Origin of the sequence: Microbacterium sp. Root53 (assembly GCF_001426925.1) — a bacterium.
Lineage (GTDB): Bacteria > Actinomycetota > Actinomycetes > Actinomycetales > Microbacteriaceae > Microbacterium.
Window position 1 is genome coordinate 371,325 of record NZ_LMFR01000012.1, and the last position, 25,027, is coordinate 396,351.

General features: G+C 72.4%; 20 protein-coding genes. 12 read left to right on the forward strand and 8 right to left on the reverse strand.

Going from position 1 to position 25,027, the window contains the following annotated elements; genetic code table 11:
- Positions 1–20 precede the first annotated feature (20 nt).
- Genes ASD19_RS06650 through ASD19_RS06660 form a run of 3 tightly spaced genes read left to right on the forward strand, consistent with a single transcriptional unit; the run spans position 21 to position 2,598 of the window.
- On the forward strand, positions 21–929 hold the full coding sequence (locus ASD19_RS06650; protein WP_055990078.1) for an ABC transporter substrate-binding protein: 909 nt from the start codon (positions 21–23) through the stop codon (positions 927–929).
- Positions 926–1,831 (forward strand): amino acid ABC transporter permease, encoded by a 906-nt coding sequence (locus ASD19_RS06655; protein ID WP_055990081.1) that lies wholly within the window; start codon positions 926–928, stop codon positions 1,829–1,831. The genes ASD19_RS06650 and ASD19_RS06655 overlap by 4 nt, the downstream gene beginning before the upstream one ends.
- Positions 1,828–2,598: an amino acid ABC transporter ATP-binding protein gene (locus ASD19_RS06660; RefSeq protein ID WP_055990084.1), complete on the forward strand. Its 771-nt coding sequence runs from the start codon at positions 1,828–1,830 to the stop codon at positions 2,596–2,598. The genes ASD19_RS06655 and ASD19_RS06660 overlap by 4 nt, the downstream gene beginning before the upstream one ends.
- 987 nt (positions 2,599–3,585) lie before the next feature.
- On the opposite strand, the gene ASD19_RS14335 is transcribed toward ASD19_RS06660, so the two are convergent.
- Together ASD19_RS14335 and ASD19_RS06675 are read right to left on the reverse strand one after the other, a co-directional pair.
- A complete protein-coding gene (locus tag ASD19_RS14335) occupies positions 3,586–4,461 on the reverse strand; it encodes a hypothetical protein (protein WP_156377127.1) in 876 nt (291 codons plus the stop codon).
- Positions 4,462–4,628: 167 nt separating this feature from the next.
- On the reverse strand, positions 4,629–5,828 hold the full coding sequence (locus ASD19_RS06675) for an aminotransferase-like domain-containing protein (protein WP_055990091.1): 1,200 nt from the start codon (positions 5,826–5,828) through the stop codon (positions 4,629–4,631).
- Between the two features lie 93 nt (positions 5,829–5,921).
- Between ASD19_RS06675 and ASD19_RS06680 the strand changes: the two genes are divergently transcribed.
- From ASD19_RS06680 to ASD19_RS06695, 4 genes are all read left to right on the forward strand, one after another.
- Positions 5,922–8,132: an NADP-dependent isocitrate dehydrogenase gene (locus ASD19_RS06680; protein ID WP_055990628.1), complete on the forward strand. Its 2,211-nt coding sequence runs from the start codon at positions 5,922–5,924 to the stop codon at positions 8,130–8,132.
- A gap of 75 nt (positions 8,133–8,207) precedes the next feature.
- Positions 8,208–9,149 carry a quinone oxidoreductase family protein gene (locus ASD19_RS06685; protein ID WP_055990093.1) on the forward strand — a complete coding sequence of 314 codons (942 nt, stop codon included), beginning with the start codon at positions 8,208–8,210 and terminating at the stop codon, positions 9,147–9,149.
- An 87-nt stretch (positions 9,150–9,236) separates the two neighbouring features.
- The gene (locus ASD19_RS06690; protein WP_055990096.1) at positions 9,237–10,250 is read left to right on the forward strand and encodes a Gfo/Idh/MocA family protein; all 1,014 of its coding nucleotides are present in this window, start codon (positions 9,237–9,239) and stop codon (positions 10,248–10,250) included.
- 25 nt (positions 10,251–10,275) lie between these two features.
- On the forward strand, positions 10,276–11,241 hold the full coding sequence (locus ASD19_RS06695) for an NYN domain-containing protein (protein WP_055990099.1): 966 nt from the start codon (positions 10,276–10,278) through the stop codon (positions 11,239–11,241).
- Positions 11,242–11,259: 18 nt separating this feature from the next.
- Here the strand turns inward: ASD19_RS06695 and ASD19_RS06700 are convergent, their stop codons facing one another.
- A complete protein-coding gene (locus tag ASD19_RS06700) occupies positions 11,260–12,222 on the reverse strand; it encodes an acetylxylan esterase (protein WP_055990102.1) in 963 nt (320 codons plus the stop codon).
- 137 nt (positions 12,223–12,359) lie between these two features.
- Between ASD19_RS06700 and ASD19_RS06705 the strand changes: the two genes are divergently transcribed.
- Positions 12,360–13,391 carry a LacI family DNA-binding transcriptional regulator gene (locus ASD19_RS06705; protein WP_055990105.1) on the forward strand — a complete coding sequence of 344 codons (1,032 nt, stop codon included), beginning with the start codon at positions 12,360–12,362 and terminating at the stop codon, positions 13,389–13,391.
- Positions 13,392–13,422: 31 nt separating this feature from the next.
- The gene (locus ASD19_RS06710) at positions 13,423–14,862 is read left to right on the forward strand and encodes an aldehyde dehydrogenase (NADP(+)) (RefSeq protein WP_055990109.1); all 1,440 of its coding nucleotides are present in this window, start codon (positions 13,423–13,425) and stop codon (positions 14,860–14,862) included.
- A 10-nt stretch (positions 14,863–14,872) separates the two neighbouring features.
- Here ASD19_RS06710 and ASD19_RS06715 read toward each other — a convergent pair whose 3' ends face one another.
- The 5 genes from ASD19_RS06715 to ASD19_RS06735 form a co-directional block, all read right to left on the reverse strand.
- Positions 14,873–16,054 (reverse strand): ROK family transcriptional regulator, encoded by a 1,182-nt coding sequence (locus ASD19_RS06715; RefSeq protein WP_055990112.1) that lies wholly within the window; start codon positions 16,052–16,054, stop codon positions 14,873–14,875.
- Positions 16,055–16,156: 102 nt separating this feature from the next.
- Positions 16,157–18,604 (reverse strand): glycoside hydrolase family 3 N-terminal domain-containing protein, encoded by a 2,448-nt coding sequence (locus ASD19_RS06720; RefSeq protein ID WP_082543025.1) that lies wholly within the window; start codon positions 18,602–18,604, stop codon positions 16,157–16,159.
- Positions 18,601–19,479, reverse strand: coding sequence for a carbohydrate ABC transporter permease (locus ASD19_RS06725; protein WP_055990114.1), 879 nt, complete (start codon positions 19,477–19,479; stop codon positions 18,601–18,603). Before ASD19_RS06725 ends, ASD19_RS06720 begins: the two co-directional genes overlap by 4 nt.
- Complete coding sequence (locus tag ASD19_RS06730; RefSeq protein ID WP_055990116.1) at positions 19,476–20,492, reverse strand: carbohydrate ABC transporter permease; 1,017 nt, start codon at positions 20,490–20,492, stop codon at positions 19,476–19,478. The genes ASD19_RS06725 and ASD19_RS06730 overlap by 4 nt, the downstream gene beginning before the upstream one ends.
- Positions 20,493–20,496: 4 nt before the next feature.
- Positions 20,497–21,792: an ABC transporter substrate-binding protein gene (locus ASD19_RS06735; RefSeq protein ID WP_156377128.1), complete on the reverse strand. Its 1,296-nt coding sequence runs from the start codon at positions 21,790–21,792 to the stop codon at positions 20,497–20,499.
- A gap of 147 nt (positions 21,793–21,939) precedes the next feature.
- Between ASD19_RS06735 and ASD19_RS06740 the strand changes: the two genes are divergently transcribed.
- The 3 genes from ASD19_RS06740 to ASD19_RS06750 are packed head-to-tail and all read left to right on the forward strand — an operon-like array spanning position 21,940 to position 24,951.
- Positions 21,940–22,965: a LacI family DNA-binding transcriptional regulator gene (locus ASD19_RS06740; RefSeq protein ID WP_055990122.1), complete on the forward strand. Its 1,026-nt coding sequence runs from the start codon at positions 21,940–21,942 to the stop codon at positions 22,963–22,965.
- A 1-nt stretch (position 22,966) separates the two neighbouring features.
- Complete coding sequence (locus ASD19_RS06745; RefSeq protein ID WP_055990125.1) at positions 22,967–24,154, forward strand: endo-1,4-beta-xylanase; 1,188 nt, start codon at positions 22,967–22,969, stop codon at positions 24,152–24,154.
- 50 nt (positions 24,155–24,204) lie between these two features.
- Positions 24,205–24,951: a sulfite exporter TauE/SafE family protein gene (locus ASD19_RS06750; RefSeq protein ID WP_055990128.1), complete on the forward strand. Its 747-nt coding sequence runs from the start codon at positions 24,205–24,207 to the stop codon at positions 24,949–24,951.
- Positions 24,952–25,027 lie beyond the last annotated feature (76 nt).

Consider the following 25,027-nt stretch of genomic DNA (forward strand, 5'->3'; position numbering starts at 1 on the left):
CGCGCGGCATCGATAGGAGCATGATGTCCTCGACTCTCCCCGCACGTCCGATCGCCGCGGCCGCCGCTCTCGCACTGTCGGGCCTGCTGCTCGCGGGCTGCGCCGGCGGCGCCTCGACCGAGTCGGAGGCGCCCGAGACCGCGATCAGCGCCGACGAGGAGCTGCACGCGATGCTGCCCGCCGACGTGCAGGAGTCGGGCTCCGTCGTGGTCGGGACCGAGGCCGGCTACGCCCCGTACGAGTACATGGACACGGACGGATCGACGATCATCGGCCTCGACATCGACCTGCTCGACGCCGTCACGGCTCGCCTGGGCATCGAGTACACGCTCGAGAACGTCGCGTTCGACACGCTGCTCCCGTCGCTCGACGCCGAGCGCTTCGACCTCGTCGTCGCCGGCATGACCGACACGGTCGAGCGCCAGGCGAACTATGACTTCGTCGACTACTTCATGGCGGACCAGGCGATCATCGTGGCGGCCGGCAACCCGGAGGGCATCGGCACGCTCGCCGATCTGTGCGGCCACCCGGTCTCGGTGCTCGTCGACTCGACGCAGCAGGGCATCCTCGAGGCGCAGAGCGCCGAGTGCGACGAGCCGATCGAGATCCTCACCCAGCCGACCGACTCGGACGCGCTGCTGCAGGTGCAGCAGGGCCGCACGGTCGCGATGCTGACGCAGGAGGCGACCGGTCGCTACAACGCCGCGCAGATCGGCGGCGGCCAGGCGTTCGAGGTCGCCAACACGGAGTCGATCGACCCGTCGCCGCTGGGCTACGTCTTCAAGAAGGGCGACGACGAGCTGGTGGCGGCGTTCCAGGCCGGCCTGCAGTCGCTGGTCGACGACGGCACCTACGGCGAGATCCTCGCGTCGTACGAGCTCGAGTCGTCGGGCCTCGACGAGATCACCGTCAACGGCGCGGACGAGTGACCTCCGCCGGCCCCCTGAGCTCCGACGCCCGCGCGGCCGCCGGGGCGCGCGTCGTCCCGGTGCGGCACTGGGGCCAGTGGGCCGTGGTCGCCATCCTGGTGGCGCTCGCGGTCAAGCTGGTCGCCGACATCGCCGCGCACAGCGCGGTGCGCTGGGATGTCGTGTTCTCGCGCTTCGGCGCGCAGGCGGTGCTCGAGGGCCTCGGCATGACCGTGGTGCTGACGATCGTCAGCATGGTGCTCGGCGCCGCGCTCGGCGTCGGCATCGCGATCATGCGCCTGTCGAGCAACCGCCTGCTGGCCGCCTTCGCGTTCGGGTTCGTGTGGCTGTTCCGCGGCACGCCGCTGCTCGTGCAGGTGCTGATCTGGTTCAACCTGTCGCTGTTCCTGCCGCGCATCGATCTCGGCTTCACGACGGTCGAGACGAACGCGATAATCCAGCCCTTCACCGCCGCGATCCTGGCGCTCGCGCTCAACGAGGCCGCCTACATGGCCGAGATCGTCCGCGGCGGCATCCTGTCGGTCGACAAGGGCCAGGCGGAGGCCGCCGGCGCGCTCGGCATGACGCCCGGCCAGACCATGCGCCGCATCGTGCTGCCGCAGGCGATGCGCTCGATCCTGCCGCCCACGGGCAACGAGCTGGTCACGCTGCTGAAGGAGACGTCGCTGGTCTCGATCATCGGCGCCGGCGACCTGCTGTTCCGCTCGCGCCAGATGGGCACCGGCGACTTCACGCAGATGGAGATGTTCCTGGTCGCGAGCGCCTGGTACCTCATCCTGACGAGCGTGGCGAGCGTGATCCAGGCGGTCATCGAGCGCCGCTTCGACAAGGACCGCGCCCCCTCCGGCCTGCTCGCGCGACTGCTCCCGCTCCGCGGCGAGCGCAAGGAGGTGGGGGCATGACGTCGGACGCGCTGGTGACCATCCAGGACGTCGAGAAGTCGTACGGCCACAACGAGGTGCTCAAGGGCGTCAGCCTCGAGGTGCGCGCGGGCGAGGTCGTGGGCATCCTGGGCCCGTCGGGCTCGGGCAAGTCGACGCTGCTGCGCTGCATCAACCACCTCGAGGAGGTCGACCGCGGCGAGATCCGCGTCGACGGCGTCCTGGTCGGCTACCGCGAGCACCGCGGCCGCCTGTACGAGCTGCGCGCCCGCGAGGTCGCCGAGCGGCGCCAGGACATCGGCATGGTGTTCCAGCGGTTCAACCTGTTCGGGCACATGACCGTGCTGGAGAACGTGATCGAGGCCCCGCTGCGCGTGCGGCGGCGCCCCCGCGCCGAGGTGCGCGCGGAGGCCATGGAGCTGCTCGACAGCGTGGGCCTCGCGCACCGCGCCGACGCGTACCCGTCGCAGCTTTCCGGCGGGCAGCAGCAGCGCGTGGCGATCGCCCGCGCCCTGGCCATGAAGCCCAAGGTCATGCTGTTCGACGAGCCGACGAGCGCGCTCGACCCGGAGCTGGTCGGCGAGGTGCTGGGCGTCATGCGCCGCCTGGCCGACGAGGGCATGACGATGATCGTCGTCACGCACGAGATCGGCTTCGCGCGCGATGTCTGCGACCGCGTGGTCTTCATGGCCGACGGCGTCGTGGTCGAGCAGGGCCCGCCTACGCAGGTGATCGACGCCCCGCAGCACGAGCGCACCCGGACGTTCCTGGCCCGGATGTCCCGCTGACGCGAGCGATGGCGGGCCGCCGCGCGCGGCCAGCCATCTGTAGCGTGACGCCCGCCTGTGGCGCCAGCTGCCACTTCCATTCGTGCGACGCCGAGTCGCCGAACGTGTCGCGGATCGCGACGATCGTGTCGACGTCGCCGCGGTCGGCCATGTCGACGACGGCCTCGCGGGTCGCCGTCTGGACCCCCACCGTCGAACTTCACGTAGGCGCCGCCCTGGCCCGCGTATGCGCCGGACGCCAGCGTGTTCCCGTTGCCGGCCTGCTGCGTGGTCTGGCCGTCGATCAGCACGCGCGAGTACTTGGCGGCGTTCGCCTGGTCCTTGCCCGGCTGGCCCGCCCACGTCGTGTCGTGGCTCATCATGCTGAGCCCGAACGTCACGTGCGCGCTCCATCCCGTGTGCTTGTGGTTGCGGTTGTTGAGCTGGAGCAGGACGTCGTCGGCGTCGACGACGCCACGACACCGTGCCCGCGTCGCCGCCGACGCCCCACTGGAGCTTGAGGTTCGGCTCCCGGAACGACGCGGTGTGCAGCAGCATGCCCGCCGTGCCGGGCGCGGCCCACGCCGAGCGCAGCGCGTCGATGCCGGCGTCGAAGCTCCCCGTGATGCCCGGCACCGAGATCATGTTGGTGTAGTCGAGGTAGTCCAGGCCCTCCTGGAACCACCCGCCGTCGGTGTGCGCGGCGTCGAGGTGCTGGCGCAGCTGGTCGATGATCCGGCCCATGCGCGCGTCGCGGAAGCCGTACGTGCCCTCGCCGCGCAGGGCGAGGTGCTGGGCGAGCTCGGCGCCGCGGATCACGGCGACCCGGTTGCTCGCCTTGTCGGGCCCGACGACGTTCGGGTGCTTGACCGACTCGAAGAACACGCCGCGGGCTTCAGCCAGCTCAGCGCGATGTCCCCCGACGCGGTCTTGGACGTCATGAGCTCCATGGCGGCGGACGAGGCGTGCACGATCACGTCGTCGTACAGCGCGGTCGCCTTGACCTGGTCATTGAAGACATGCACGCGGATCTTCGTGGAGTCGGCCGGCACGACGAACGCGCCGCGCGTGCGCTCCCAGCTGTTGGTGGGCACGTTCGTCCCGAAGAAGAACGTCCCCTTGGATCCGTCGAGCACGTCGAACCGGAAGCCGGCCTTGCCGCCGCCGCTGATCGCGTCGATCTTGGACGCGAAGTCGACCACGGACGTGCCGCCGCCCGCGGGCAGCGTGATGTCCTGCGTGAGCGCGAGACGGCTCGTCGTGGTGCCGGTCGTGATCGACACGGCGTTGTTGCCCGGCGAGGTCGGTGAACGCGCCGTTGATCTCGATGTCGACGTCGTCGAGGCGCATGGCGCCCTTCATGTAGTCGACCATCGGCTCGATGCGCACGTTGGTGGCTCCCGCCGGCACCTTCAGGCGCGTGGCCACCTCGTGCCAGCCGCTCGCCGCGTCGAGGCCGAAGAACTGGGCGGGCGAGCCGGTGAACGTCACGCGCACGCCGGCCTTGCCGGCGCCGGTCATCGCGCCCTTGTCCTGCCAGAACGACAGGTCGATCGACTCCGCCCCGGCGGGCAGCGCCACATCCTGGACGAGGAAGCCGCGGCTTCCCGTCGTCGCGGTCTCGATCTGCACCGCGCCGGATCCGTCGCGTCCCGCGACCTTGGTGCAGGTCGCCGTGCCCGCGGGCGTCCACGTGCCCCAGTCCGTCGGCGCGGTGGCGCCGAACGACTCGAACGAGCCGTTCTTGACGAGGTTCGCGGCGGCGAGCGCCGGGAGCGGCGCGAGCAGCGACAGGACGAGGCCGGCGAGGGCGCCGGCGAGGGCGAGCGCCTGAGCGCGACTGCGGATGCGGGTGCGGGTCGATCGGGCGGCGATGGGATTCAACGGCGGATCCTCGGGTCATCGGCATCGCACAGCTCCGTGCGATGCGCCGAGAAAGGTTGGAAGCGACCATAAGTCGCACCCGAAGACCGGATCAATCGCGATGATCGAACGATCACGAGGTCTATCGTTCTACCGATATCTCACCCGGCGGCAACCCCGCGCGACCCTCAGCCGAGCGCGCGGATCGCCTCCCCGAGCCGGCGCGCGCCCTCCGCGAGACGGTGCTCGGGCTCGAAGCTGTACGCGAGCCGCAGCGTGTCCGCGCGGCTCCCGTCGGCCATGAACTCGCTGCCGGGGACGTAGACCACGCGGGCGTCGATCGCGGCGTCGAGCAGGCCGTCGACGGGCGTGCCGGGCGGCAGCGTGACGACCGTGAAGAACCCGCCGTGCGGCCGCGTCCACGTCGTGCCCGGGGGCATGTGCTCGTCGAGCGCCGCCATGAGCGCGTCGCGGCGCGCGTGGTAGACGTCGGCGCTGCGGCGCACGTGCCCGCGCCAGTCGGTCTCCGTGATGAACCGCTGGGCCAGCACCTGCCCGACCACGGACGCGTGGATGGTCATGGCCTCGACCGCGAGCTGCACGCGCCCCCGCAGCTCGGGCGGCGCCGCGAGCCAGCCGACCCGCACGCCGGGCGAGAAGATCTTCGAGAACGACCCCAGGTAGACCACGTTCTCCGGATCGCGCGCATACAGCGGCAGCCGGTGCTCGTCGTCGAACGCGAGCATCCCGTACGGGTTGTCCTCGACGATCAGGATGCCCTCGCGACGGCAGATCTCCACGACCGCCTCGCGCCGCGCGGCGCTCATCGACGCGCCGGACGGGTTGCCGAACGTCGGCACCGTGTAGAGGAACGGGATGCGCGACCCGGTCGCCCGGACGCGCGCGATCGTCGCCTCGAGCGCGTCCGGGAGCATGCCGTGCTCGTCGATCTCCACCTGCGCCACTCGAGCCTCGAGCCCGCCGAACACCGACAGCGCGCCCACGTACGTCGGCGCCTCCGCGATCACGGTGTCGCCCGGGTCCGCGAGCAGCGTCGTGAGCACCTGCAGGCCCATCTGTGAGCCGGCGGTCACCTGGATCCGGTCGTGCGCGGCGTCGACGCCCTCGGCCCGCATGACCTCGCGGACCGCCTCGATCGTTCCGTCCAGCCCCTGGGCCGGCTGGTACTGCAGCGCGTCGGGGCCCGCGCCGCGGATCATCCCGGCCGCGAGCTCGGCCACCTGCTCGCGCGGCAGCACGGAGAGGTCCGGGCTGCCGCCGGCCAGGGAGATCATCCCCGGGCGCATCGCGATGTCGAACACGGAGCGGACGCCGGACGGCCGGAAGCGCGCCGCGCGGGCCGCGTAGGCGAGGGGGTGGGAGGTCATCGGACTCGATGCTCTCACGCGCTCGGGTATCTTCATATCGAGAGAGTCGACGGCTCGACGTCGATGTCCTGCGATCCCTGGAGCCTCATCCGCATGTCCAAGATCATCTACACGCACACCGACGAGGCGCCGCTCCTGGCGACGTACTCGCTGCTCCCCATCGTCGCGGGATACGCGGCCAAGGCGGGCATCGACATCGAGACCCGCGACATCTCGCTCGCCGGCCGCATCCTGGCTCAGTTCCCCGAGCGTCTCACCGAGGAGCAGCGCATCGGCGACGCCCTCGCGGAGCTCGGCGAGCTCGCCAACGACCCGTCGGCCAACATCATCAAGCTGCCCAACATCTCGGCCTCCGTGCCGCAGCTCGAGGCGGCCATCGCCGAGCTGCAGGCGCTCGGCTACGACGTCCCGGACTACCCGGCGAACCCGGAGACCGACGAGGAGCGGGACTTCGCCGCGCGCTACGACAAGGTCAAGGGCTCGGCCGTGAACCCGGTCCTGCGCCAGGGCAACTCGGACCGCCGTGCGCCCGCGTCGGTCAAGGCGTACGCCAAGGCCCACCCGCACTCGATGGGCGACTGGAGCGCCGACTCGAAGACCGCGGTCGCGACGATGGGCCACGACGACTTCTTCTCCAACGAGAAGTCGGTCGTGATCCCCTCCGACGACACGCTGCGCATCGAGCACGTCGCGACGGACGGCACCGTGACCGAGCTCAAGGGCGACCTCAAGGTGCTCGCGGGCGAGGTCGTCGACGCCACCTTCATGAGCGCCAAGGCGCTCGACGCGTTCCTCGCCGAGCAGGTCGAGCGCGCCAAGGCCGACGGCGTGCTGTTCTCGGTGCACCTGAAGGCCACCATGATGAAGGTCAGCGACCCCATCCTGTTCGGCCACGTGGTCAAGGCGTACTTCAAGCCCGTGTTCGAGAAGTACGGCGACGACCTCGCGGCCGCCGAGCTGTCACCCAACGACGGCCTGGGCGCGATCTTCGCCGGCCTGGACGCGCTGCCCAACGGGGCCGAGATCAAGGCCGCGTTCGAGGCCGCCATGAACGAGGGCCCCGCGCTCGCCATGGTGAACTCCGACAAGGGCATCACCAACCTGCACGTGCCGAGCGACGTGATCGTCGACGCCTCGATGCCCGCCATGATCCGCATCGGCGGCCACATGTGGGGCCCCGACGGCAAGGAGGCCGACACCCTCGCTGTCATCCCCGACTCGTCCTACGCCGGCATCTACCAGGCCGTGATCGACGACTGCAAGACCAACGGCAAGCTGGACCCCGCCACGATGGGCACCGTTCCCAACGTCGGCCTCATGGCGCAGGCCGCCGAGGAGTACGGCTCGCACGACAAGACGTTCGAGATCCCGGCGCCCGGCACCGTCCGCATCGTGAACTCGGCCGGCGACGTCCTGCTCGCGCACGAGGTCGAGGCCGGCGATATCTGGCGCGCCTGCCAGACCAAGGACGCCGCGATCCGCGACTGGGTGAAGCTCGCCGTGACGCGCGCCCGCCTGTCGAGCACCCCCGCCGTGTTCTGGCTCGACGCGAACCGCGCGCACGACGCCAACCTGATCGCGAAGCTCGAGCAGTACCTGCCCGAGCACGACACCGAGGGCCTCGAGCTGCACGTGATGGCGCCCGCCGAGGCGACGCTGTTCTCGCTCGCGCGCATCCGCCAGGGCCTGGACACCATCTCGGTGACGGGCAACGTGCTGCGCGACTACAACACCGACCTGTTCCCGATCCTCGAGGTCGGCACGTCGGCCAAGATGCTCTCGATCGTGCCGCTCATGGCGGGCGGCGGGCTGTTCGAGACGGGCGCGGGCGGCTCGGCCCCCAAGCACGTCCAGCAGCTGGTCGAGGAGGACTACCTGCGCTGGGACTCGCTCGGCGAGTTCTTCGCGCTCGCGGCCTCGTTCGAGCACCTCGCGCAGACCACCGACAACGCCAAGGCCCAGGTGCTCGCCGACACGCTCGACCGCGCGACCGGGACGTTCCTCGACCAGGACCGCTCGCCGGGCCGCAAGATCGGCACGATCGACAACCGCGGCTCGCACTTCTACCTGGCCCTGTACTGGGCCCAGGAGCTCGCGAAGCAGACGCAGGACGCCGAGCTGGCCGCCGCGTTCGCGCCGCTGGCGGAGAAGCTGACGGCCGAGGAGAAGACGATCGTCGACGAGCTGATCGCCGTGCAGGGGCAGCCGGTGGACATCGGGGGCTACTACCGCCCCGACGCCGAGAAGACCTCGGCCGTGATGCGCCCGTCGGCCACGTTCAACGCCGCGATCGACGCACTCTGACACCTCGCGCACGACGGCCCCGGCTCCTCCACGAGGACCGGGGCCGTCCCGCGTCCACGGCGATAGCCTGACGGTATGGCGAAGGCGATCCAGTACACCGAGTTCGGCGGCCCCGAGGTCCTCACCCTCAACGAGATCCCGGATCCGGAGCCGGGTCCCGGGCAGGTCGTGATCCGCGTCGAGGCGGCCGGTGTGAACCCGATCGACTGGAAGCTGCGCGAGCGGATCCGCCCCTCGGCGGACATCACCAAGCCGCGCGGCACGGGCACCGACGGCGCGGGGCACATCCTGGCCGTGGGCGAGGACGTCGACGGCTTCCGGCCCGGCGACCCCGTGGTCTTCACCGGGAAGATGGGCGCCTACGCGACCGCCCTCGCGGTGCCCGCCGAGAAGGTGTTCGCGCGCCCGGTCGGCGTCTCGGCGGCCGTCGGCGCCGCGCTCGGCACGCCCGTCGGCACCGCGTACCAGGCGCTGCGCTCGCTCGCGGTCCGCGCCGACGACACCCTTCTGATCCACGGCGCCTCCGGCGCGGTCGGCCAGGCCGCGATCCAGTTCGCCGTGCTCGCCGGCGCCCGCGTGCTCGGCACGACGAGCGACGCGCGCGCCGAGCGCGTGGCCGGCCTCGGGGCCGAGCCGATCGCCTACGGCGAGGGGCTCGTCGAGCGCGTGCGCTCCGCCGCTCCTGAGGGCGTCACCGTGATCCTCGACTGCGCGGGGACCGACGAGGCCCTGGACGCCTCGCTGGAGCTGCTCGCGGACCGCGACCGCATCGCGACCATCGTGCGCGGCGCGGACGCGGCGGGCCTCGGGATCCGCGCCTTCAGCGGCGGCTCGCCCGAGCCGCTCACCCCGCGGCAGGAGGCGTGGCGCCTGGAGGCCATCCCGGTCTGCCTCGCGCTGCTCGCGGCCGGTCGCTTCTCGGTCGAGCTCGGCGAGCGCTACCCGCTCGAGCGTGCCGCCGACGCCCAGCGGGACAGCCGCGCGGGCGCGCCCGGCAAGCTCCTCGTGATCCCCTGACTGCGTGGGGTGCTCCGCGTCGGCGGGTGCGCCTAGGCTCGAACGTGATGCGTCGCCTGCTGCGACGCGACCGAGCGAAGGAGCGAAGTGACCGATTCGACATCCGGACTGCGCTGGGGAATCCTCGCCACGGGCAGCATCGCGCACGCGTTCGCCTCGGACCTGCGCACCGCGGGCCTCGACCTCGCGGCCGTCGGCTCGCGCTCGCAGGCCTCCGCCGACGCGTTCGCCGCGCACTTCGGGATCGCCCGCGCCCACGGCTCGTACGAGGACCTCGCGGCCGACCCCGACATCGACATCGTGTACGTGTCCACGCCGCACCCGATGCACGCCGAGAACGCCCGCCTCGTGCTGGAGGCGGGCAAGCACGCGCTGGTCGAGAAGCCGTTCACCGTGACCCGGCGGGAGGCCGAGGAGCTGCGGGATCTCGCGGCGAGCCGCGGGCTGCTGGTGATGGAGGCGATGTGGACGCGCTATCTGCCGCACATGGCGCGCGTGCGCGAGATCATCGACGCCGGCACCCTGGGTGAGGTCCGCACGGTGTTCGCGGACCACACGCAGAGCCTGCCGGTTGATCCGTCGCACCGCATCAACGCGCTGAGCCTGGGCGGCGGCGCGCTGCTCGACCTCGGCATCTACCCGATCTCGTTCGTGTGGGACATCCTGGGCGAGCCGGCGACCGTGCAGGCCGCCGCTCGTCTGGTCGACACGGGCGCCGACGCCGAGGTCGCCACGCTCATGACCCACGCCTCGGGCGCCGTGTCCACGACCGTCTCGTCCTCGCGCGCCGTGGGTCCGAACACGGCGCACATCGTGGGCACCGAGGCGCGCATCGACATCGACCGCGTCTGGTACACCCCCACGTCGTTCACCGTCACCACGCCCGACGGCACCGTGACCGAGCGCTACGAATCGCACGTCGAGGGCCGCGGCATGCAGTACCAGGCGCTCGCGGCCGAGCGGTTCGTAGCCGAGGGCCTGCTGCAGGGCGACGAGCTGCCGATCGACGAGTCCGTCGCGATCATGGGCGCGCTCGACGAGATCCGCCGCCAGATCGGTGTGCAGTATCCCTTCGAGGTCGCGGCCCCCGCCGCACGCTGACCTCCCCTCTTCCGGAACAGGACCCATGGCCGACTCCCCCGACGCCCGCGTGGCGGTCTACCTCGACTTCGACAACATCGTGATGAGCTGGTACGACCGCGTCCACGGGCGCAACTCGTACAGCCGCGACCGCCAGCGGATCGCCGAGAACCCCACCGACCCCGAGATCGCCGAGCGCCTGGCGCTCGCCACCATCGACGTGGGAGCGGTCATCGACTACGCCGCCTCGTTCGGCACGCTCGTGCTGACCCGGGCGTACGCCGACTGGTCGTCGCCCGTCAACGCGATCTACCGCTCGCAGCTGGTCGGCCGCGCCGTGGATCTCGTGCAGCTGTTCCCGGCCGCCGCGTACGCCAAGAACGGCGCCGACATCCGGCTCGCGGTCGACGTGGTCGAGGACATGTTCCGCCTGCCCGACCTCACCCACGTCGTGATCGTCGCGGGCGACTCGGACTACGTGCCGCTCGCCCAGCGCTGCAAGCGGCTCGGGCGCTACGTGATCGGGCTCGGCGTGGCCGGCTCGACCGCGAAGTCGCTGGCCGCGGCATGCGACCAGTTCGAGGCCTATGACACCCTGCCGGGCGTCACGCTGCCCGAGAAGCCCAAGCCCGCGGCGGCCGCCAAGCCCGAGCCCGAGCCGGCCGCCGAGGAGACTCCGGCGAAGCAGCGCAGCCGTCGCGCGTCACGCGCCAAGCAACAGCCTCCGGCGGAGGAGGACACGCTCGTCCCCTTCGACGAGATCCCGCCCGAGGACCTGCACGCGGCGGCGACCCGCCTCCTCGAGCGCGCGCTGCGTCTGGGGCGCGATCAGGGCGACGACGCCGAGTGGCTGCACACGTCGGCGGTCAAGCAGCACATGCGCCGCATGGACCCCTCCTTCAGCGAGAAGGCGCTCGGCTTCCGCTCCTTCACGGACTTCGTGAAGTCGCGGGAGGGCCTGGCCGAGGTGCAGGAGAGCGGCCACGAGCGCCTGGTGCGTCTGAAGGACTGAGCCCCCGGTTCAGCCGGCTCAGCGCAGTCGGTCCGCGAGCCAGTCGAGCTGCGCGCGGCGCTGGAATGCACCGCCGCCCTCGTGGTCGTTGAACGGATAGACCTCGATCCGCCGGTCCTCGCCGCCCCAGGCGTTGTACGCTGCGAACACGGTGGACGGCGGGCAGATCACGTCCATCAGCGCCACCGAGAACAGTGTCGGCATGGCGGCCCTGCGGGCCATGTTCACGCCGTCGAAGTAGCTCAGGGTGCGGTAGACCCGCTCGACTCGGCCGCGGTGCCCGGCCAGGTACTCCCCGATCTCCTTGTACGGGCGGGCGTCGGTGATCGTCGTCGCGCGCGCGAAGTGGCACAGGAACGGCACATCGGGCAGGGCGCCGGCCACGTCGTCCGCAAGCGCCGCCGCGGCGATCGAGATGCCGCCGCCCTGGCTGCCGCCGGTCACGAACAGCGGGATCCCCGGAGCAAGCGCCCGCGCGGTGTCCACGGCGCGCACGGCGTCGGCGTACACGCGGCGGTAGTAGTACGTCGCGGGATCCTCGATGCCCTGGGTCATCACTCCGGGCACCGCCGACCCGGTGCCGTGCGGATCGGCGGTGTCGCCCGAGCGCCAGTGGCCCCAGCCCTGGCCGCGGGTGTCGACGACGAGGTGGGCGTACCCCGCGAGCGGCCAGGTCGCGACCTCGTGCGCGAGGCCCCGGCCCCCGCTGTAGCCGATGAACTCGACGACGACCGCGCGGGGCTGCCGCCCGGCCGGGACGTGCCACCACGCCCGGATGGGGTCGCCGGCGTAGCCCGAGAACGTCACGTCGCTCGTGTCGACGACGTCGAGGGCGTTGTCGACCCGTTCGACCCGCGCGTCCCAGGCGGCCGCCCGGGTCTCGGCGAGCGTCCCCGCCCAGAACTCGTCGAAGTCGTCGGGGCAGGCGACATCGGGCGCATACGCGCGCAGGTCGTCGAGCGGCAGGTCGTAAAGGGCCATCGATGGAGTCCTTCCGTCGCGGCGTCGATGCCGCGTCCGGGATGACCCTAGCGCGAATGAGACGTTTCATGCTGCGATACGGGGCGCGTCCGGCGCGGGGCACGCCGCGCGGTAACGTCGTGCCGCAGGGAGGAACCATGGGTGTCAGCATCCGCGACGTCGCGACGTGCGCCGGCGTCTCCGTCGGGACCGTGTCGAACGTGCTCAACCGACCGCAGTCGGTTCCCGACGCCACCGTGGAGCGCGTGCGCGCGGCGATCGACGCCCTCGGCTACGTGCGCAACGACGCCGCGCGGCAGCTCCGCGCCGGGCGGTCGCACACCGTTGGCATGGTCGTGCTGGATGCCCGCAACCCGTTCTTCACGGATCTGGCGCGCGGTGCCGACGACGTCGCGACCGAGCGCGGGCTGTCGGTGCTGATCGGCAACAGCGACGAGCGGCCGGAGCGCGAAGGCCGCCTGCTGGCCCACTTCGAGGAGCTGCGCGCCCACGGGATCCTGCTCTCGCCGATCGCCGAGGACCTCCCGCGCCTGCGCGCGCTCCGCAGCCGCGGGATCGCCGTCGTGCTGGTGGATCGCACGGAAGCCGGGAGCGGGTTCTCATCGGTCGCCGTGGACGACACCCGCGGCGGCGCCCTCGCGGCACGGCACCTGCTCGAGGGCGGACGGCGCCGGATCGCGTTCGTCGGCGGCCCGGCCACGGTGCGCCACGTCGCCGATCGCATCGAGGGGACGCGCGCCGCGATCTCCGCGACGCCGGGCGCGACGCTCGAGATCGTCCCGGTGGCCACGCTCACCGTCGCGGAGGGCCGTGAGGCCGGCGAGCGCATCGCCGCCCGCTCGCGGCAGGAGCGGCCGGACGCGATCTTCGCGGCCAACGACCTGGTGGCGCTCGGCGTGCTGCAGGCGCTCACCGCCGCCGGGGTCTCCGTACCCGACGAGATCGCGCTGATCGGCTACGACGACATCGACTTCGCGGCCTCGGCCGCCGTGCCGCTGTCCTCCATCCGGCAGCCCAGCCGCACGATGGGAGCCATCGCACTGTCGATCCTGATCGAGGAGGCGGCGGACCCTTCGCTCGCGCCGCGGAACGTGGTGTTCGAACCGGAGCTCGTCGTGCGGGCCTCGACCGCGGGTCGGCGCGCCCCGGCCGGCCCGGTCTGCGGTTGACTGGAGCAGTCCGTCCCCGAAAGGACCCCTCATGACCGACACCGCCGTCGAAGAGGTCGACCGGATCGCCCGCGCCGCGCGCGACGCGTTCCGCACCACGCTCGCCGCCGACGATCGCACGCGCGCCGCCTGGGTGCGCGCCGTGGCGGACGCGCTCGACGCCGACGCCGAGGCGCTCGTCGAGCTCGCGGCGCGGGAGACCGCGCTGCCCGCGTCGCCGCGCCTCGCCGGCGAGGTCGCGCGGACCACCGCGCAGCTGCGGCTGTTCGCCCGGGTCGTCGAGGAGGGCTCGTACCTCGAGGCGGCGATCGACCATCCGGATCCGTCCACCACTCCCCCGACGCCCGACCTCCGGCGCGTGCTGCGGCCGATCGGGCCCGTGGCGGTGTTCGCGGCGTCGAACTTCCCGTTCGCTTTCTCGGTCGCGGGCGGCGACACCGCCTCCGCGCTCTCGATCGGCTGCCCTGTGGTCGTCAAGGCGCATCCGGGCCATCCCGAGACGTCGCGGCGGACCGCAGAGGTGGTCTCCGCGGCCCTCGCCGCCGCCGGCGCACCGGACGGCGTCTTCGCGCTGGTCGAGGGCTTCGAGGCCGGGCTGGCGCTCGTGGACCATCCCGCGATCCGCGCGGTCGGGTTCACCGGATCCGTGCGCGGCGGGCGCGCGCTCTTCGACCGCGCCGCGGCGCGACCCGATCCCATCCCGTTCTACGGCGAGCTCGGCTCGCTCAACCCGGTCGTGGTCACTCCGGGCGCCGACGCCGAACGCGGCGCCGCGCTGGCGGAGGGCCTGGCCGGTTCGTTCCAGCTCGGCGCTGGCCAGTTCTGCACCAAGCCGGGCGTGGTGCTCGTGCCGCACGGCTCGACCCTCGAGGCCGCTCTGCCCGGCCACCTCGCGCCCCAGCCGCGGCTGCTCACCCCCGCGATCGCCGAGGGCTTCGCGGCGGGTGCCGAGCGCGTCTCGAACCTGGACGGCGTCGAGGTCGTGGCGACCGGCGAGGCCGGCGACGGTCCGGCCCCGCTCGTGGCGGCGACCGATGCGCCGACCCTGCTGCGCCACGCCGACGAGCTGCTCGAGGAGGTGTTCGGCCCGTTCACGCTGCTGGTCCGCTGCGCCGACGAGGCCGAGCGCGACGCCGTGCTGGACGCCATGCCGGGCAGCCTCAGCGCGACCGTGCACCGCGAGCCCGGCGAGGACGTCGGCGCGCTCGTGGGCCGCCTCGAGGAGCTCGCCGGCCGCGTGCTGTTCGCCGGCTGGCCGACGGGCGTCGCGGTGAGCTGGGCGCAGCAGCACGGCGGCCCGTGGCCGTCCAGCACGTCGCAGTTCACGTCGGTCGGCGCGACCGCCGTGCGCCGCTTCCAGCGCCCCGTGACCTACCAGGACGCCCCGGCCGAGCTCCTGCCCGCGGCCCTCCGCGACGACAACCCGCTCGGCATCCCCCGCCGCGTCGACGGCCGCCTCGTGCTGCCCTGACGGGCCGTCCTCAGGAGGAGGAAGCCGGCAGGCCGAGCGGGTCGGCGAGCAGCGGCTCCAGCGCCGCCTCCGCCGCGCCGATCAGCAGGCGGTCGGCGCCGAGCGCGGCCGCGCGGATCTCCAGGTCCTCGGCCGGGGCGGCGAGCATGTGCGCGCGGACCTGGTCGAGGAGCCCCTCCGGGTCGTGATCGTGCAGGATCGCAAGGAATCCGCCGAGCACGATCACCGAGGGGTTGAGCACGTTCGCCGCGTTCGCGAGGCTCGGGGCGAGGATGCGGCGCTGCCGCTCGACCTCGTCGGCCACGGCCGGGTCGGACGACGCGGCGAGCGCGCGCGCCAGCTCGTCGTCGTCTGCCGCACCCAGCCCGAGGGCGCCCAGCAGCCGCGCGCGGTTGACCTCGTCCTCGAGCACGCCGTCGTCCGTGCGGCGGTCGGCCGGGTCCAGGATGCTCGGACGGTTCTGGCCCCACTCCCCGGCGTAGCCGCGGGCGCCGCCGATCGCGGTGCCGTGCAGGATCAGCCCCCCGCCGATGCCCGAGGCGCCGCCGTTGAGGTACACGACGTCGGCGTGATCCCGCGCGGCGCCGAACAGCTTCTCCGCCCGCGCGCCGAGCGACGCGTCGTTGCCGACCGAGAACGCCAGCCCGGTGGCCGAGCGGAGCGGGCCCGCGACGTCCACGTCGCGCCATCCGAGGTGCGGCGCCAGGCGGACGGTGCCGTCGGCCGCGCGCACGAGACCGGGCACGGCCACGCCGCCGCCGACGATCCGGCAGCCGCGCAGCTCCGAGCCGCGCCAGCCGTCGACGACCCTCGCCACGGCCGCGGCCACGTCGTCCACGCGGACGTCGCCGGAGACCTCCTCGCGCACCCGCGCGCGGACCCGCCCGCCGAGGGTCACGGCGCCGACCTCCAGCGCGTCCACCTCGGGGTTCACGGCGATGGCCACGACGTCCTCGCTGGCGGCGACGATCGGCGAGGGACGCCCCACGCGCCGGGTCGGATCGGGATCGCGCTCCTCCACGAGGCCGGCGGCCACGAGCGTCGTGACCAGGTCGGAGACCGTGGAGCGGTTCAGCCCCGTCTCCGCGGTGATCACGGCGCGCGAGCGCGGCCCCTCATGGTGCACGAGGCGCAGCACCTCGCCGAGGTTGGTGCGCCGCACCCCCTCGACGCTCGTCGTCAGCGGTCGCATCCCTGCCCTCGCACGTGTCGGTCCGTCCCAGGCAATCTATCGGCCCCGGACGCCGGAGGCCGGATGCGCGGCCGGGTGGGCGCCGCGCATCCGGCCTTGGGATCAGCCGAGGGTCACCTCGACGACGCGAGGATCGTCGATCCCGACGACGTGGACGTCGCCCGTCACCGTGACCCGCGCGCGCGGCGTCGCGTCGCCCGCGAGCTCGCGCGCGCCCCGGGCCCTGGCGTTCGAGATGACGCCGCCCGTGGAGTCGCTGACATCGGCCGCGCGGCTCGACGCCGCGGCGTGCGCCGCGACCCACACCTCGACGTCGCCCGGCTCGACCACGCGGGTCAGACTGCGGTCCGTGAACGCGAAGCGCTGCACCGGCACGTCGAACGCCACGCGGCGCGACTGGCCGGGCTCCAGCTCGACGCGCGCGTAGCCGAGCAGCTGCGCCACGGGGCGCGTGACGGTCGCCTCGACGTCGCGGCCGTACAGCTGCACCACGTCGGCGGCCGCCACCGCGCCGGTGTTCGTCACGGTCACGGACGCTTTGAGCCGGCCGTCCGCGGGCACCGTCTCGTCGACCGCGAGGTCGTCGTACGCGAACGTCGTGTAGGACAGGCCGAAGCCGAACGGCCGGACGGGCGTCGGATCGGTCGAGGTGACGTCGGACGGACCACCCAGGATGGGGCTCAGGTACGAGTACGGCTGGGCGCCGGCCGAGCGCGGCAGGCTCACGGGAAGCCGGCCGGACGGCGAGACGGCGCCCGTGATGACATCCGCGATCGCGGTGCCGCCCTCCTCGCCCGGGAAGAAGGCCTGCAGCACGGCCGCGGGACGCGCGGCACCGGCGCCCTCCTCGTCGAGCGCCCACGCGATCGCGTACGGGCGGCCGGTGAGCAGCACCATGACGACCGGGGTCCCGGTCTCCGTGAGCCGCTCGACGAGCTCGCGCTGGACGCCGGGCAGGTCGAGCGACTCGACGTCGTTCCCCTCGCCCACCGTGCCGCGGCCGAACAGGCCTGCCTGGTCGCCCACGACCACGATCGCGACGTCGGCGCCATCCGCGGCCGCCACGGCCTCGTCGAAGCCCGAGCGGTCCTCGCCCTCGACCTCGCAGCCGCGCGCGTACACGAGCTCCGCGTCCGGCAGCGCGGCGGCGAGCGCCTCGCGCACGGTCGCGATGGCGAACCCGGTCTCGTACCCCGGGTGGTGCGCCAGCACGTGGTTCGCGAAGGAGTAGCAGCCCTGCAGCGCGTCGGCGCGGTCGGCGTTCGGGCCGATCACCGCGACGCGGCGGGCACCCGATGCCAGGGGCAGCGCGCCGTCGTTCGACAGCAGCACGATCGACTCGGCCGCCAGGCGCCGCGCGATCTCGCGGTGGCGGGGCGTGTCGAGATCGACGCTCGCGGGCGGCTCGTCCTCGAAGGCCTCGGGGTCGAGCAGGCCCAGCTCCTCCTTCTGCGCGAGCACGCGCAGCACCGCGCGGTCCACGTACGCCTCCTCGAGCGCGCCGGACCGGACCGCCTCGACGAGCGGCTCCAGGTAGGCGTCGCCCGAGGGCAGCTCGACGTCGATACCGGCCCGCAGCGCGAGCGCGGCCGCCGCGCCGCGGTCGGCCGCGATGGCGTGCATCACCTCGAGGAACGCCACGGAGAAGTAGTCCGCGACCACGACCCCGTCGAAGCCGAGCCGCTCGCGCAGCACGCCGGTGAGCAGCTCGGGGTCGGAGGCCACGGGCACGCCGTCGATCTCCGCGTAGCTGTTCATGACCGAGCGCACGCCGCCGTCGCGGATCGCCATCTCGAACGGCGGCAGGAACACGTCGGCCACCTCGCGGGGGCCGGCGTGCACGGGGGCGTGGTTGCGCCCCGCCCGCGAGTTCGAGTAGCCGAGGAAGTGCTTGAGCGTGGCGTGCACGCCCGCGCCCTGCAGGCCACGGACATACGCGGTGCCGATCGTCCCCACCACGTAGGGGTCCTCGGCGATGCACTCGTCCACGCGCCCCCAGCGGGGGTCGCGGATCACGTCGAGCACGGGCGCCAGACCCTGGTGGATGCCGAGCTCGCGCATCGAGGCGCCGATCGCCCGGCCCATCTCCTCGACGAGCTCCGGGTCGAAGGACGCGCCCCACGCGAGCGGGGTCGGGAACGTCGCGGCCTTCCACGCGGCCAGGCCCGTGAGGCACTCCTCGTGCACGAGCGCGGGGATGCCGAGACGGGTTTCGCGCTTCAGGCGGCGCTGCTCGCCCCACAGCCAGGCGGCGCGCTCGGCCGGCTCGACCGGTCGCGTGCCGTACACGCGGGTGTAGTGCCCGATCCCGTGCACGGTGATGTCGGAGAGCGCTCGGCCGTCGCCGGCGGTGCCCATCTCGTCCACCATCGGCGCCACGACCTCGCCGCCCTGGTCGATCCAGTAGCCGACAAGCTGCGCCGCCTTGTCCTCGAGCGACATGCGCGCGAGCAGGTCGGCGACGCGGTCGGACGCCACGGGGTAGGCGCGGACGTCCGCGGGCGCGGAGGTCTCCACGGCGGCGCGCTCGGTGGTCTGCACGTCGGTCATCCCTTCACCGCCCCGGTCAGGCCGCCGACGATGCGACGCTCGAACAGGCTGAAGAACAGCAGCGCCGGCAGCATCGACAGCGACGTGTACGCGAGCACGCGTGCGGTGTCGACCGAGTACTGCGACGAGAAGTTCTGCACGCCCAGGGGAAGAGTGAACAGATCGGCGTCGCTCAGGATGAACAGCGGCAGCATGTAGCCGTTCCACGAGCCGACGAACGCGAGGATGCCGGTCGTGATGACGCCCGGGAGGCTGAGCGGGATCACCATCCGCCAGAAGAAGCCGAGCCGGCTGGCGCCGTCGATCGATGCGGCCTCCTCGAGCTCCTTCGGGATCGCCCGCAGGAACGGCACCAGGATGATCACGGTCGTCGGGAGCGCGAACGCGATCTGCGGCAGGATGAGACCGCCCAGGTTGTTCACGAGCCCCAGGTTGCGGATCAGCAGGTACAGCGGCGTGATGGCCACCGTGATCGGGAACATCAGGCCCGCCGCGAACAGCGCGTACATCGCTCCCTTGGCGCGGAAGTCGTAGCGCGCGATCACGTAGCTCGCCATGATGCCGAGCACCACGGCGCCGACCGTCGTCCCGAGACCCACCACGGTCGAGTTGAGCATCGCGGTCCAGAACTCGCCGCTCGCCAGCACGTCCGTGTAGTTGCCGGTCTCCCACGGATCCGGCCAGCCCGACGGGTCGGCCGTGATCTGCGAGTTGGTGCGGAAGCCGCCGATGATGATGTACAGCACGGGGCCGATGCAGATGGAGATCAGGATGACCGCGATCAGGTACACCCAGGGGTTGCCCCAGTCGCGCCGGGGACGTCGCCGGCCCCGGCGGTCGAGCGGCTGGACCAGGACAGAGGTCGCGGTGCTCACCGGCGGCTCCTTCCACTGTCGCCCGTGAGGGCGCCGTCGGTGTCGCGCCGCAGCACGAACCGCTGGTAGACGAGGGCCACGACGAGCGAGATCAGGAAGATCACGACGGCGACCGCGTTGCCGAAGCCGTAGTTGCCCGCGAGGTGGCCGTTGAGGTACATGTACGTCGCCATGGTCGAGGTGCCGGCCGTCGCGGAGACGTACTGCCCCCAGATGATGTTGACGAGGTCGAACAGCTGCAGCGCGCCGATGATCGACAGGAAGGCCCAGATGCGGATGGTCGGGCCCAACAGCGGCAGCGTGATGCTCCACTGGATCTTCCAGAAGCCGGCCCCGTCGATCGCGGCTGCCTCGTAGAGCTCCTCGGGGATCGACTGCATTCCCGCCAGCATCAGGATCACCGCGAACCCGATGTACTTCCACGTCAGGATGAACATCAGCGTGCCCATCGCGACGGACGGGTCGGCGATCCAGGAGTTCTGCCACGCCTCGAGCCCGATCTTGGCGAGCAGCGAGTTGATGGCTCCGGTGTCCTGCAGCATGAGCGCCCAGCCCGTGCCGACGACGACCTCGGAGATCACGTACGGCACGAAGATGAGCACGCGGATGAGCGAGCGCCCGCGCATCTTCTGGTTCATCAGCAGCGCGAACAGGATGGCGAGCGGCCCCTGCAGCAGCAGGGAGAACACGACGACGATCGCGTTGTGCCAGAGGGCGTCGCGGAAGGTCGGGTCCTGCAGGATGAGCTCGTAGTTGCCGAACCCGACGAAGTCGTCGGGGAAGCCGAAGCCCTTCCAGCGGAAGAATCCGTACACCGCCGCCATGACGACGGGCAGGATCACGAAGAAGACGAAGACGACGATCGCGGGGCCTGCGAGGAGCGCGATCTCGCCGCGCATGCGCCAGTCGGCTCGTCGCGGCCGCCGCCCCGGGGCCGACGCGCGGGCGCCGGCCCCGGAGGGCGCACTCCCCACAGGTCGCGCCGCGAGCGGCGTGGCCTGGGTTCCGGTCATGATGTCAGCCTCGCGCCGCCGCCTGAGCCGCCGCGTCGACCATCGACTGCGCGTCTCCCTGACCGGCGAGCATCTCGACGACCGCGGTGTTCAGCGCGTTGCCGACGTTCTGGCCGAGCAGCGTGTCGAGCCACACCACGACGTACGCGGCCTCGCTCGAGGCCTCCATGAGCGGCTGCAGGGCGGGGTCCTCGACCGCGTCCTGAGCGTCGGCGCTCGCCGGGATGGTCTGGTACGCCACGGCGTACGCCTCCTGCTGCTCCTCGGTCGCGAGGAAGTTCAGGAAGTCCTCGCACGCTGAGGGCGAGTCGGCCGCGCACGAGAAGCCGTCGACGCCGCCCATCATCGCGGTCGGGTCGCCCTCGCCGCCCTCGACGGCCGGGAACGGGAACCAGCTCAGGTCGGCCAGCGGCTGCTGGTCCGGGGTGAGCGAGGCGATCACGCCCACGTCCCACGCGCCCATGAGCTCCATGGCCGCCTGGTGGTTGGCGATCAGGCCGGCGGACGACGACGCGCCCTCCTGCGGGTCGGTCGTGAGGAAGCCCTCGTGGAACGGCTCGGTCGCCGCGAACTCCTCGAGGTTCTCCGCCGCCTCGAGCCAGCACGGCTCCGAGAAGTCCATCGTCACGGCGATGTTCTCGATCGTGTCCTGGCTGCAGGCGCGCAGCGCGAAGAAGTAGTACCAGTGCGCGGCGGGCCAGGCGGCCTTCGCTCCCAGCGCGATGGGCTGGATGCCGGCCCCCTTGAGCTTGTCGACCGCGTCGCTCAGCTCGTCGATCGAGGTCGGCGGCGCGTCGATGCCGGCCTGCGCGAACAGGTCCTGGCTGTAGAAGAAGCCGCCGGGCAGCACGGCCATCGGGACGGCGTACGTCTTGTCCTCGATCGTGAACGCGCTGAACGGCGCGTCGCCGAACGCCGCGCGCGCGTCGTCCGAGATCAGGTCGGTCAGGTCCTTGACGGCCCCCGCGTCGACGATGTCGGCGAGCTTGCCGCCGCCGCGCGCCATGAACACGTCGGGCATGTCGCCCGAGTTCACGGCGGTCTGCAGCTTGCCGTCCATGTCCTCGTTCTGGATCGCGGTGATCTTGAACGTGACGTCCGGGTTCTCCTCGGTGAACGCCGCCGCGGCGTCCTCCCAGAACTGCTTGCCGGGGCCCGTGGTCGAGTTGTGCCAGACCTCGAGCTCGACAGGTCCGCCGTCCTCACCGCTCTGTCCTCCGCCGCCGGCACAGCCGGTCAGGGCAAGGCCCGCGGTGACGGCGACGGCCGCCGCGGCCATCCATGTCCTGCGAACGTTCATGGGCATTGCTCCTCTTCGTTGAGTGGGACGCACCGCCCGGGTCGGATCGCCGAGGCCTCCGATGCGTCTCGGATGACTTTGTCACCGGGTCCAACAAATGTCAATCGTTATCGATATCGTTTTCCATATTGTGACTAGGCTGACCCCATGACCGACACCCCTGTCGCGCGCGTCGGCGTCGGACGCGTGACGATCCGCGACGTGGCGCGTGCCGCCGGGGTCTCCGTCGCGACCGTCTCGAAGGTGATCAACGGGCGCGACGGCATCGCGGACGCGACCAGCGCGCGCGTGCTGGGCGTGGTCGCCGAGCTGGGCTACGAGAGCTCGCTGGTCGCCACCTCGATGCGGCGGCGCCGCACCAACGTGATCGGCGTGCTGGTGGCCGAGTTCGAGCCGTTCGCGCTCCAGCTGCTGCGCGGCGCCTCGTCGGCGCTTCAGGGCACGGACTACGACATCCTGGCCTACGCCGGAAGCGTGTCGGCCGGTGAGCACACCGGGTGGGAGCGCCGGTCGCTGTCCCGGCTCGGCGGGACGCTGATCGACGGCGCCATCATCGTCACGCCGACGGTCGCCCTGCCCGAGTCGTCCGTGCCCACGGTCGCGGTCGACCCCCACACCGGGCCCACCGGGCCGGCCACCGTCGACACCGACAACCTCGGCGGCGCCCGTGCCGCGACGGAGCACCTCATCTCGCTCGGCCACCGCCGGATCGGCCATATCCGCGGCCGCGGCGACCTGGAGTCCGCGCGGCTGCGCGAGCAGGGATACCGCGAGGCGCTCGCGGCCGCGGGCATCCCCTTCGACCCGCGCCTCGTGACCGTCGGCGCGTACCGCACGGCCGAGTCGACCCCCGCGGCGACCGCCCTGCTCGACCTCGCCGAGCCGCCGACCGCCGTGTTCGCGGCGAACGACCTCTCCGCCATCGAGGCCATCCGGGTCGCGACCGCGCGGGGACTGCGCATCCCGCAGGACCTCTCCGTCGTCGGCTTCGACGACATCCCGGAGGCCGTGGCCTCCTCCCCCGGCCTCACCACGATCCGCCAGTCGCTGCCCGAGATGGGCGCGGCCGCGGTGCGGCTCCTGCTCGACATGCTCGGAGGCTCGCAGCCCGAGCACATCCGGATGCCCGCGGAGCTCGTGCTGCGCGGCTCGACCGCACGCCCGAAGGAGTGACGTGACCCCCTCCCCCCGCACCGCCGCCGCAGACGTCGTCGTGACCTCGGCCGAGGGCACCCCGCTCGCCGACCGCGAGGTCGTCGTGGAGCAGACGCGCCACGCCTTCGGGTTCGGCAACATCGGCTTCGAGCTGGTGCCCCATGCGAACGGCGAGGCCGACCTGTCTCAGCTCGCCGAGGACTGGCTCGGCCTGTTCGACACCGCCACGCTGCCGATCTACTGGGGCGACTTCGAGCCCCAGCGTGGGCACCCCGACACGGCGCGGCTGCTCACCGCCGCGCGCTGGTTCGCCGACCGGGGCGTGCGCCTCAAGGGGCACCCCCTCGTGTGGCACACGGTCAAGGCGCGGTGGCTCGACCCGCTGCCGAGCGACGAGGTCGAGCGCCTGATCCGCGAGCGCGTCACACGCGAGGTCGGCGACTTCGCCGGGCTGATCGACACGTGGGACGCGATCAACGAGGTCGCCATCATGCCGGTGTTCGAGAACGAGCCCGACGACGTCCCGAACGCGGTCTCGCGGCTCGCGCGCGAGCTCGGGCGCACCGGGATCGTCCGGCTCGCGCTCGACACGGCGCGCGCGGCGAACCCGGATGCGACGCTGCTGATCAACGACTTCGACCTCTCCGCGCGGTACGAGCGCGTGATCGAGGACGCCCTCGAGGCCGGCGTCCGGATCGACGCGATCGGCCTGCAGACCCACATGCACCAGGGCTACCGCGGCGAGGAGCAGCTGCTGGAGATCGCCGACCGCTTCGCGCGCTTCGGGCTGCCGCTGCACTTCACGGAGGTCAGCCTCGTCTCCGGCGACCTCATGCCGCCCGAGATCGAGGACCTGAACGACTACGTCGTGGACAGCTGGCCCTCGACCCCGGAGGGCGAGGCACGGCAGGCGGACCAGCTCGAGAGCCTGTATCGCACGCTCACCGGCCACCCGGCGGTCGAGGCGATCACGTACTGGGGCATCACGGACGCCGGAGCGTGGCTCGGCGCGCCGATCGGGCTGCTCCGCTCCGACGGCAGCCGGAAGCCGTCGTACGAGCGTCTGCGCGGGCTGATCCGCGACGAGTGGTGGCTGCCGCCCACGACGATGCGCACCGACGCGGACGGGCGCGTGCGCGTCACGGGCTGGAAGGGCGAGTACCGGATCACCGCGGGCGAGCAGGTCGTCGACGTCGAGCTCACCTGACCGCGAACCCGGCCGGCGCCCGCATCCGGCGCCGCGGATAGCCTGAGACGATGCCCGAACTCACCCTCCTCGCCTGGGCCGCGCTCGCGGCCGCCGCCGTGATCGTCGGGGTCTCGAAGGCGGCGCTGCCGGGAGCCAACACGCTCGCGATCGCGCTGTTCGCGACCGCGCTCCCGGCCAAGGAGTCCACCGGCGCCCTGCTGGTGCTGCTGATCGTCGGCGACGGCTTCGCCCTCTGGCTGCACCGCAGGCACGCGCGCCTGCGCGCGCTCCTGCCCCTGATCCCGGCGGTCCTGGCCGGGCTGCTGCTGGGCACCGCGTTCCTCGCGTTCGCGTCCGACGCGTGGACGCGCCGCGTCATCGGTGCGATCCTGCTGCTCGTCGTGGGCGTCACCCTGTGGCGGCGGCGGCGTGCGCGCGAGGAGACCGAGGCCCCCGGCGCGGGCCTGCTGGCCGCCGCGGCGTACGGCACCCTCGGCGGCTTCACGACCATGGTCGCGAACGCCGCGGGGCCCGTCATGTCGATGTACTTCCTGGCGGCGCGGTTCCCGATGCGGGAGTTCCTCGGCACGGCGGCGTGGTTCTTCGCGGGGATCAACCTCGCCAAGGTCCCGTTCTCGGTGGCGCTCGGGATCATCGACGGCCAGACGCTGCTCATGGATCTGATGCTGGTCCCCGGGGTGGTCGCGGGCGCCCTCGTGGGGCGCTGGCTCCTCGACCGCCTCGACCAGCGCACGTTCGAGCGCATCGTGATCGCGCTGACGATCCTCGGCGCGGTCTATCTGCTCGCCGCCTGACTCCCCGCGTTGCGCCCGCGCGTCGCGGGGTGATATGTTCGCCCTCGCAACAATTCACCGACGACGCTGAAAGCGG

Coding starts and splice junctions, on each gene's coding strand:
- ASD19_RS06700 (WP_055990102.1), bottom strand. CDS start 12,222: ATGGCCCTTTACGACCTGCCGCTCGACGACCTGCGCGCGTATGCGCCC.
- ASD19_RS06720 (WP_082543025.1), bottom strand. CDS start 18,604: ATGACCGACGTGCAGACCACCGAGCGCGCCGCCGTGGAGACCTCCGCG.
- ASD19_RS06695 (WP_055990099.1), top strand. CDS start 10,276: ATGGCCGACTCCCCCGACGCCCGCGTGGCGGTCTACCTCGACTTCGAC.
- ASD19_RS06680 (WP_055990628.1), top strand. CDS start 5,922: ATGTCCAAGATCATCTACACGCACACCGACGAGGCGCCGCTCCTGGCG.
- ASD19_RS06715 (WP_055990112.1), bottom strand. CDS start 16,054: ATGCGACCGCTGACGACGAGCGTCGAGGGGGTGCGGCGCACCAACCTC.
- ASD19_RS06705 (WP_055990105.1), top strand. CDS start 12,360: ATGGGTGTCAGCATCCGCGACGTCGCGACGTGCGCCGGCGTCTCCGTC.
- ASD19_RS06675 (WP_055990091.1), bottom strand. CDS start 5,828: ATGACCTCCCACCCCCTCGCCTACGCGGCCCGCGCGGCGCGCTTCCGG.
- ASD19_RS06660 (WP_055990084.1), top strand. CDS start 1,828: ATGACGTCGGACGCGCTGGTGACCATCCAGGACGTCGAGAAGTCGTAC.
- ASD19_RS06730 (WP_055990116.1), bottom strand. CDS start 20,492: ATGACCGGAACCCAGGCCACGCCGCTCGCGGCGCGACCTGTGGGGAGT.
- ASD19_RS06650 (WP_055990078.1), top strand. CDS start 21: ATGATGTCCTCGACTCTCCCCGCACGTCCGATCGCCGCGGCCGCCGCT.
- ASD19_RS06750 (WP_055990128.1), top strand. CDS start 24,205: ATGCCCGAACTCACCCTCCTCGCCTGGGCCGCGCTCGCGGCCGCCGCC.
- ASD19_RS06710 (WP_055990109.1), top strand. CDS start 13,423: ATGACCGACACCGCCGTCGAAGAGGTCGACCGGATCGCCCGCGCCGCG.
- ASD19_RS06735 (WP_156377128.1), bottom strand. CDS start 21,792: ATGAACGTTCGCAGGACATGGATGGCCGCGGCGGCCGTCGCCGTCACC.
- ASD19_RS06685 (WP_055990093.1), top strand. CDS start 8,208: ATGGCGAAGGCGATCCAGTACACCGAGTTCGGCGGCCCCGAGGTCCTC.
- ASD19_RS06740 (WP_055990122.1), top strand. CDS start 21,940: ATGACCGACACCCCTGTCGCGCGCGTCGGCGTCGGACGCGTGACGATC.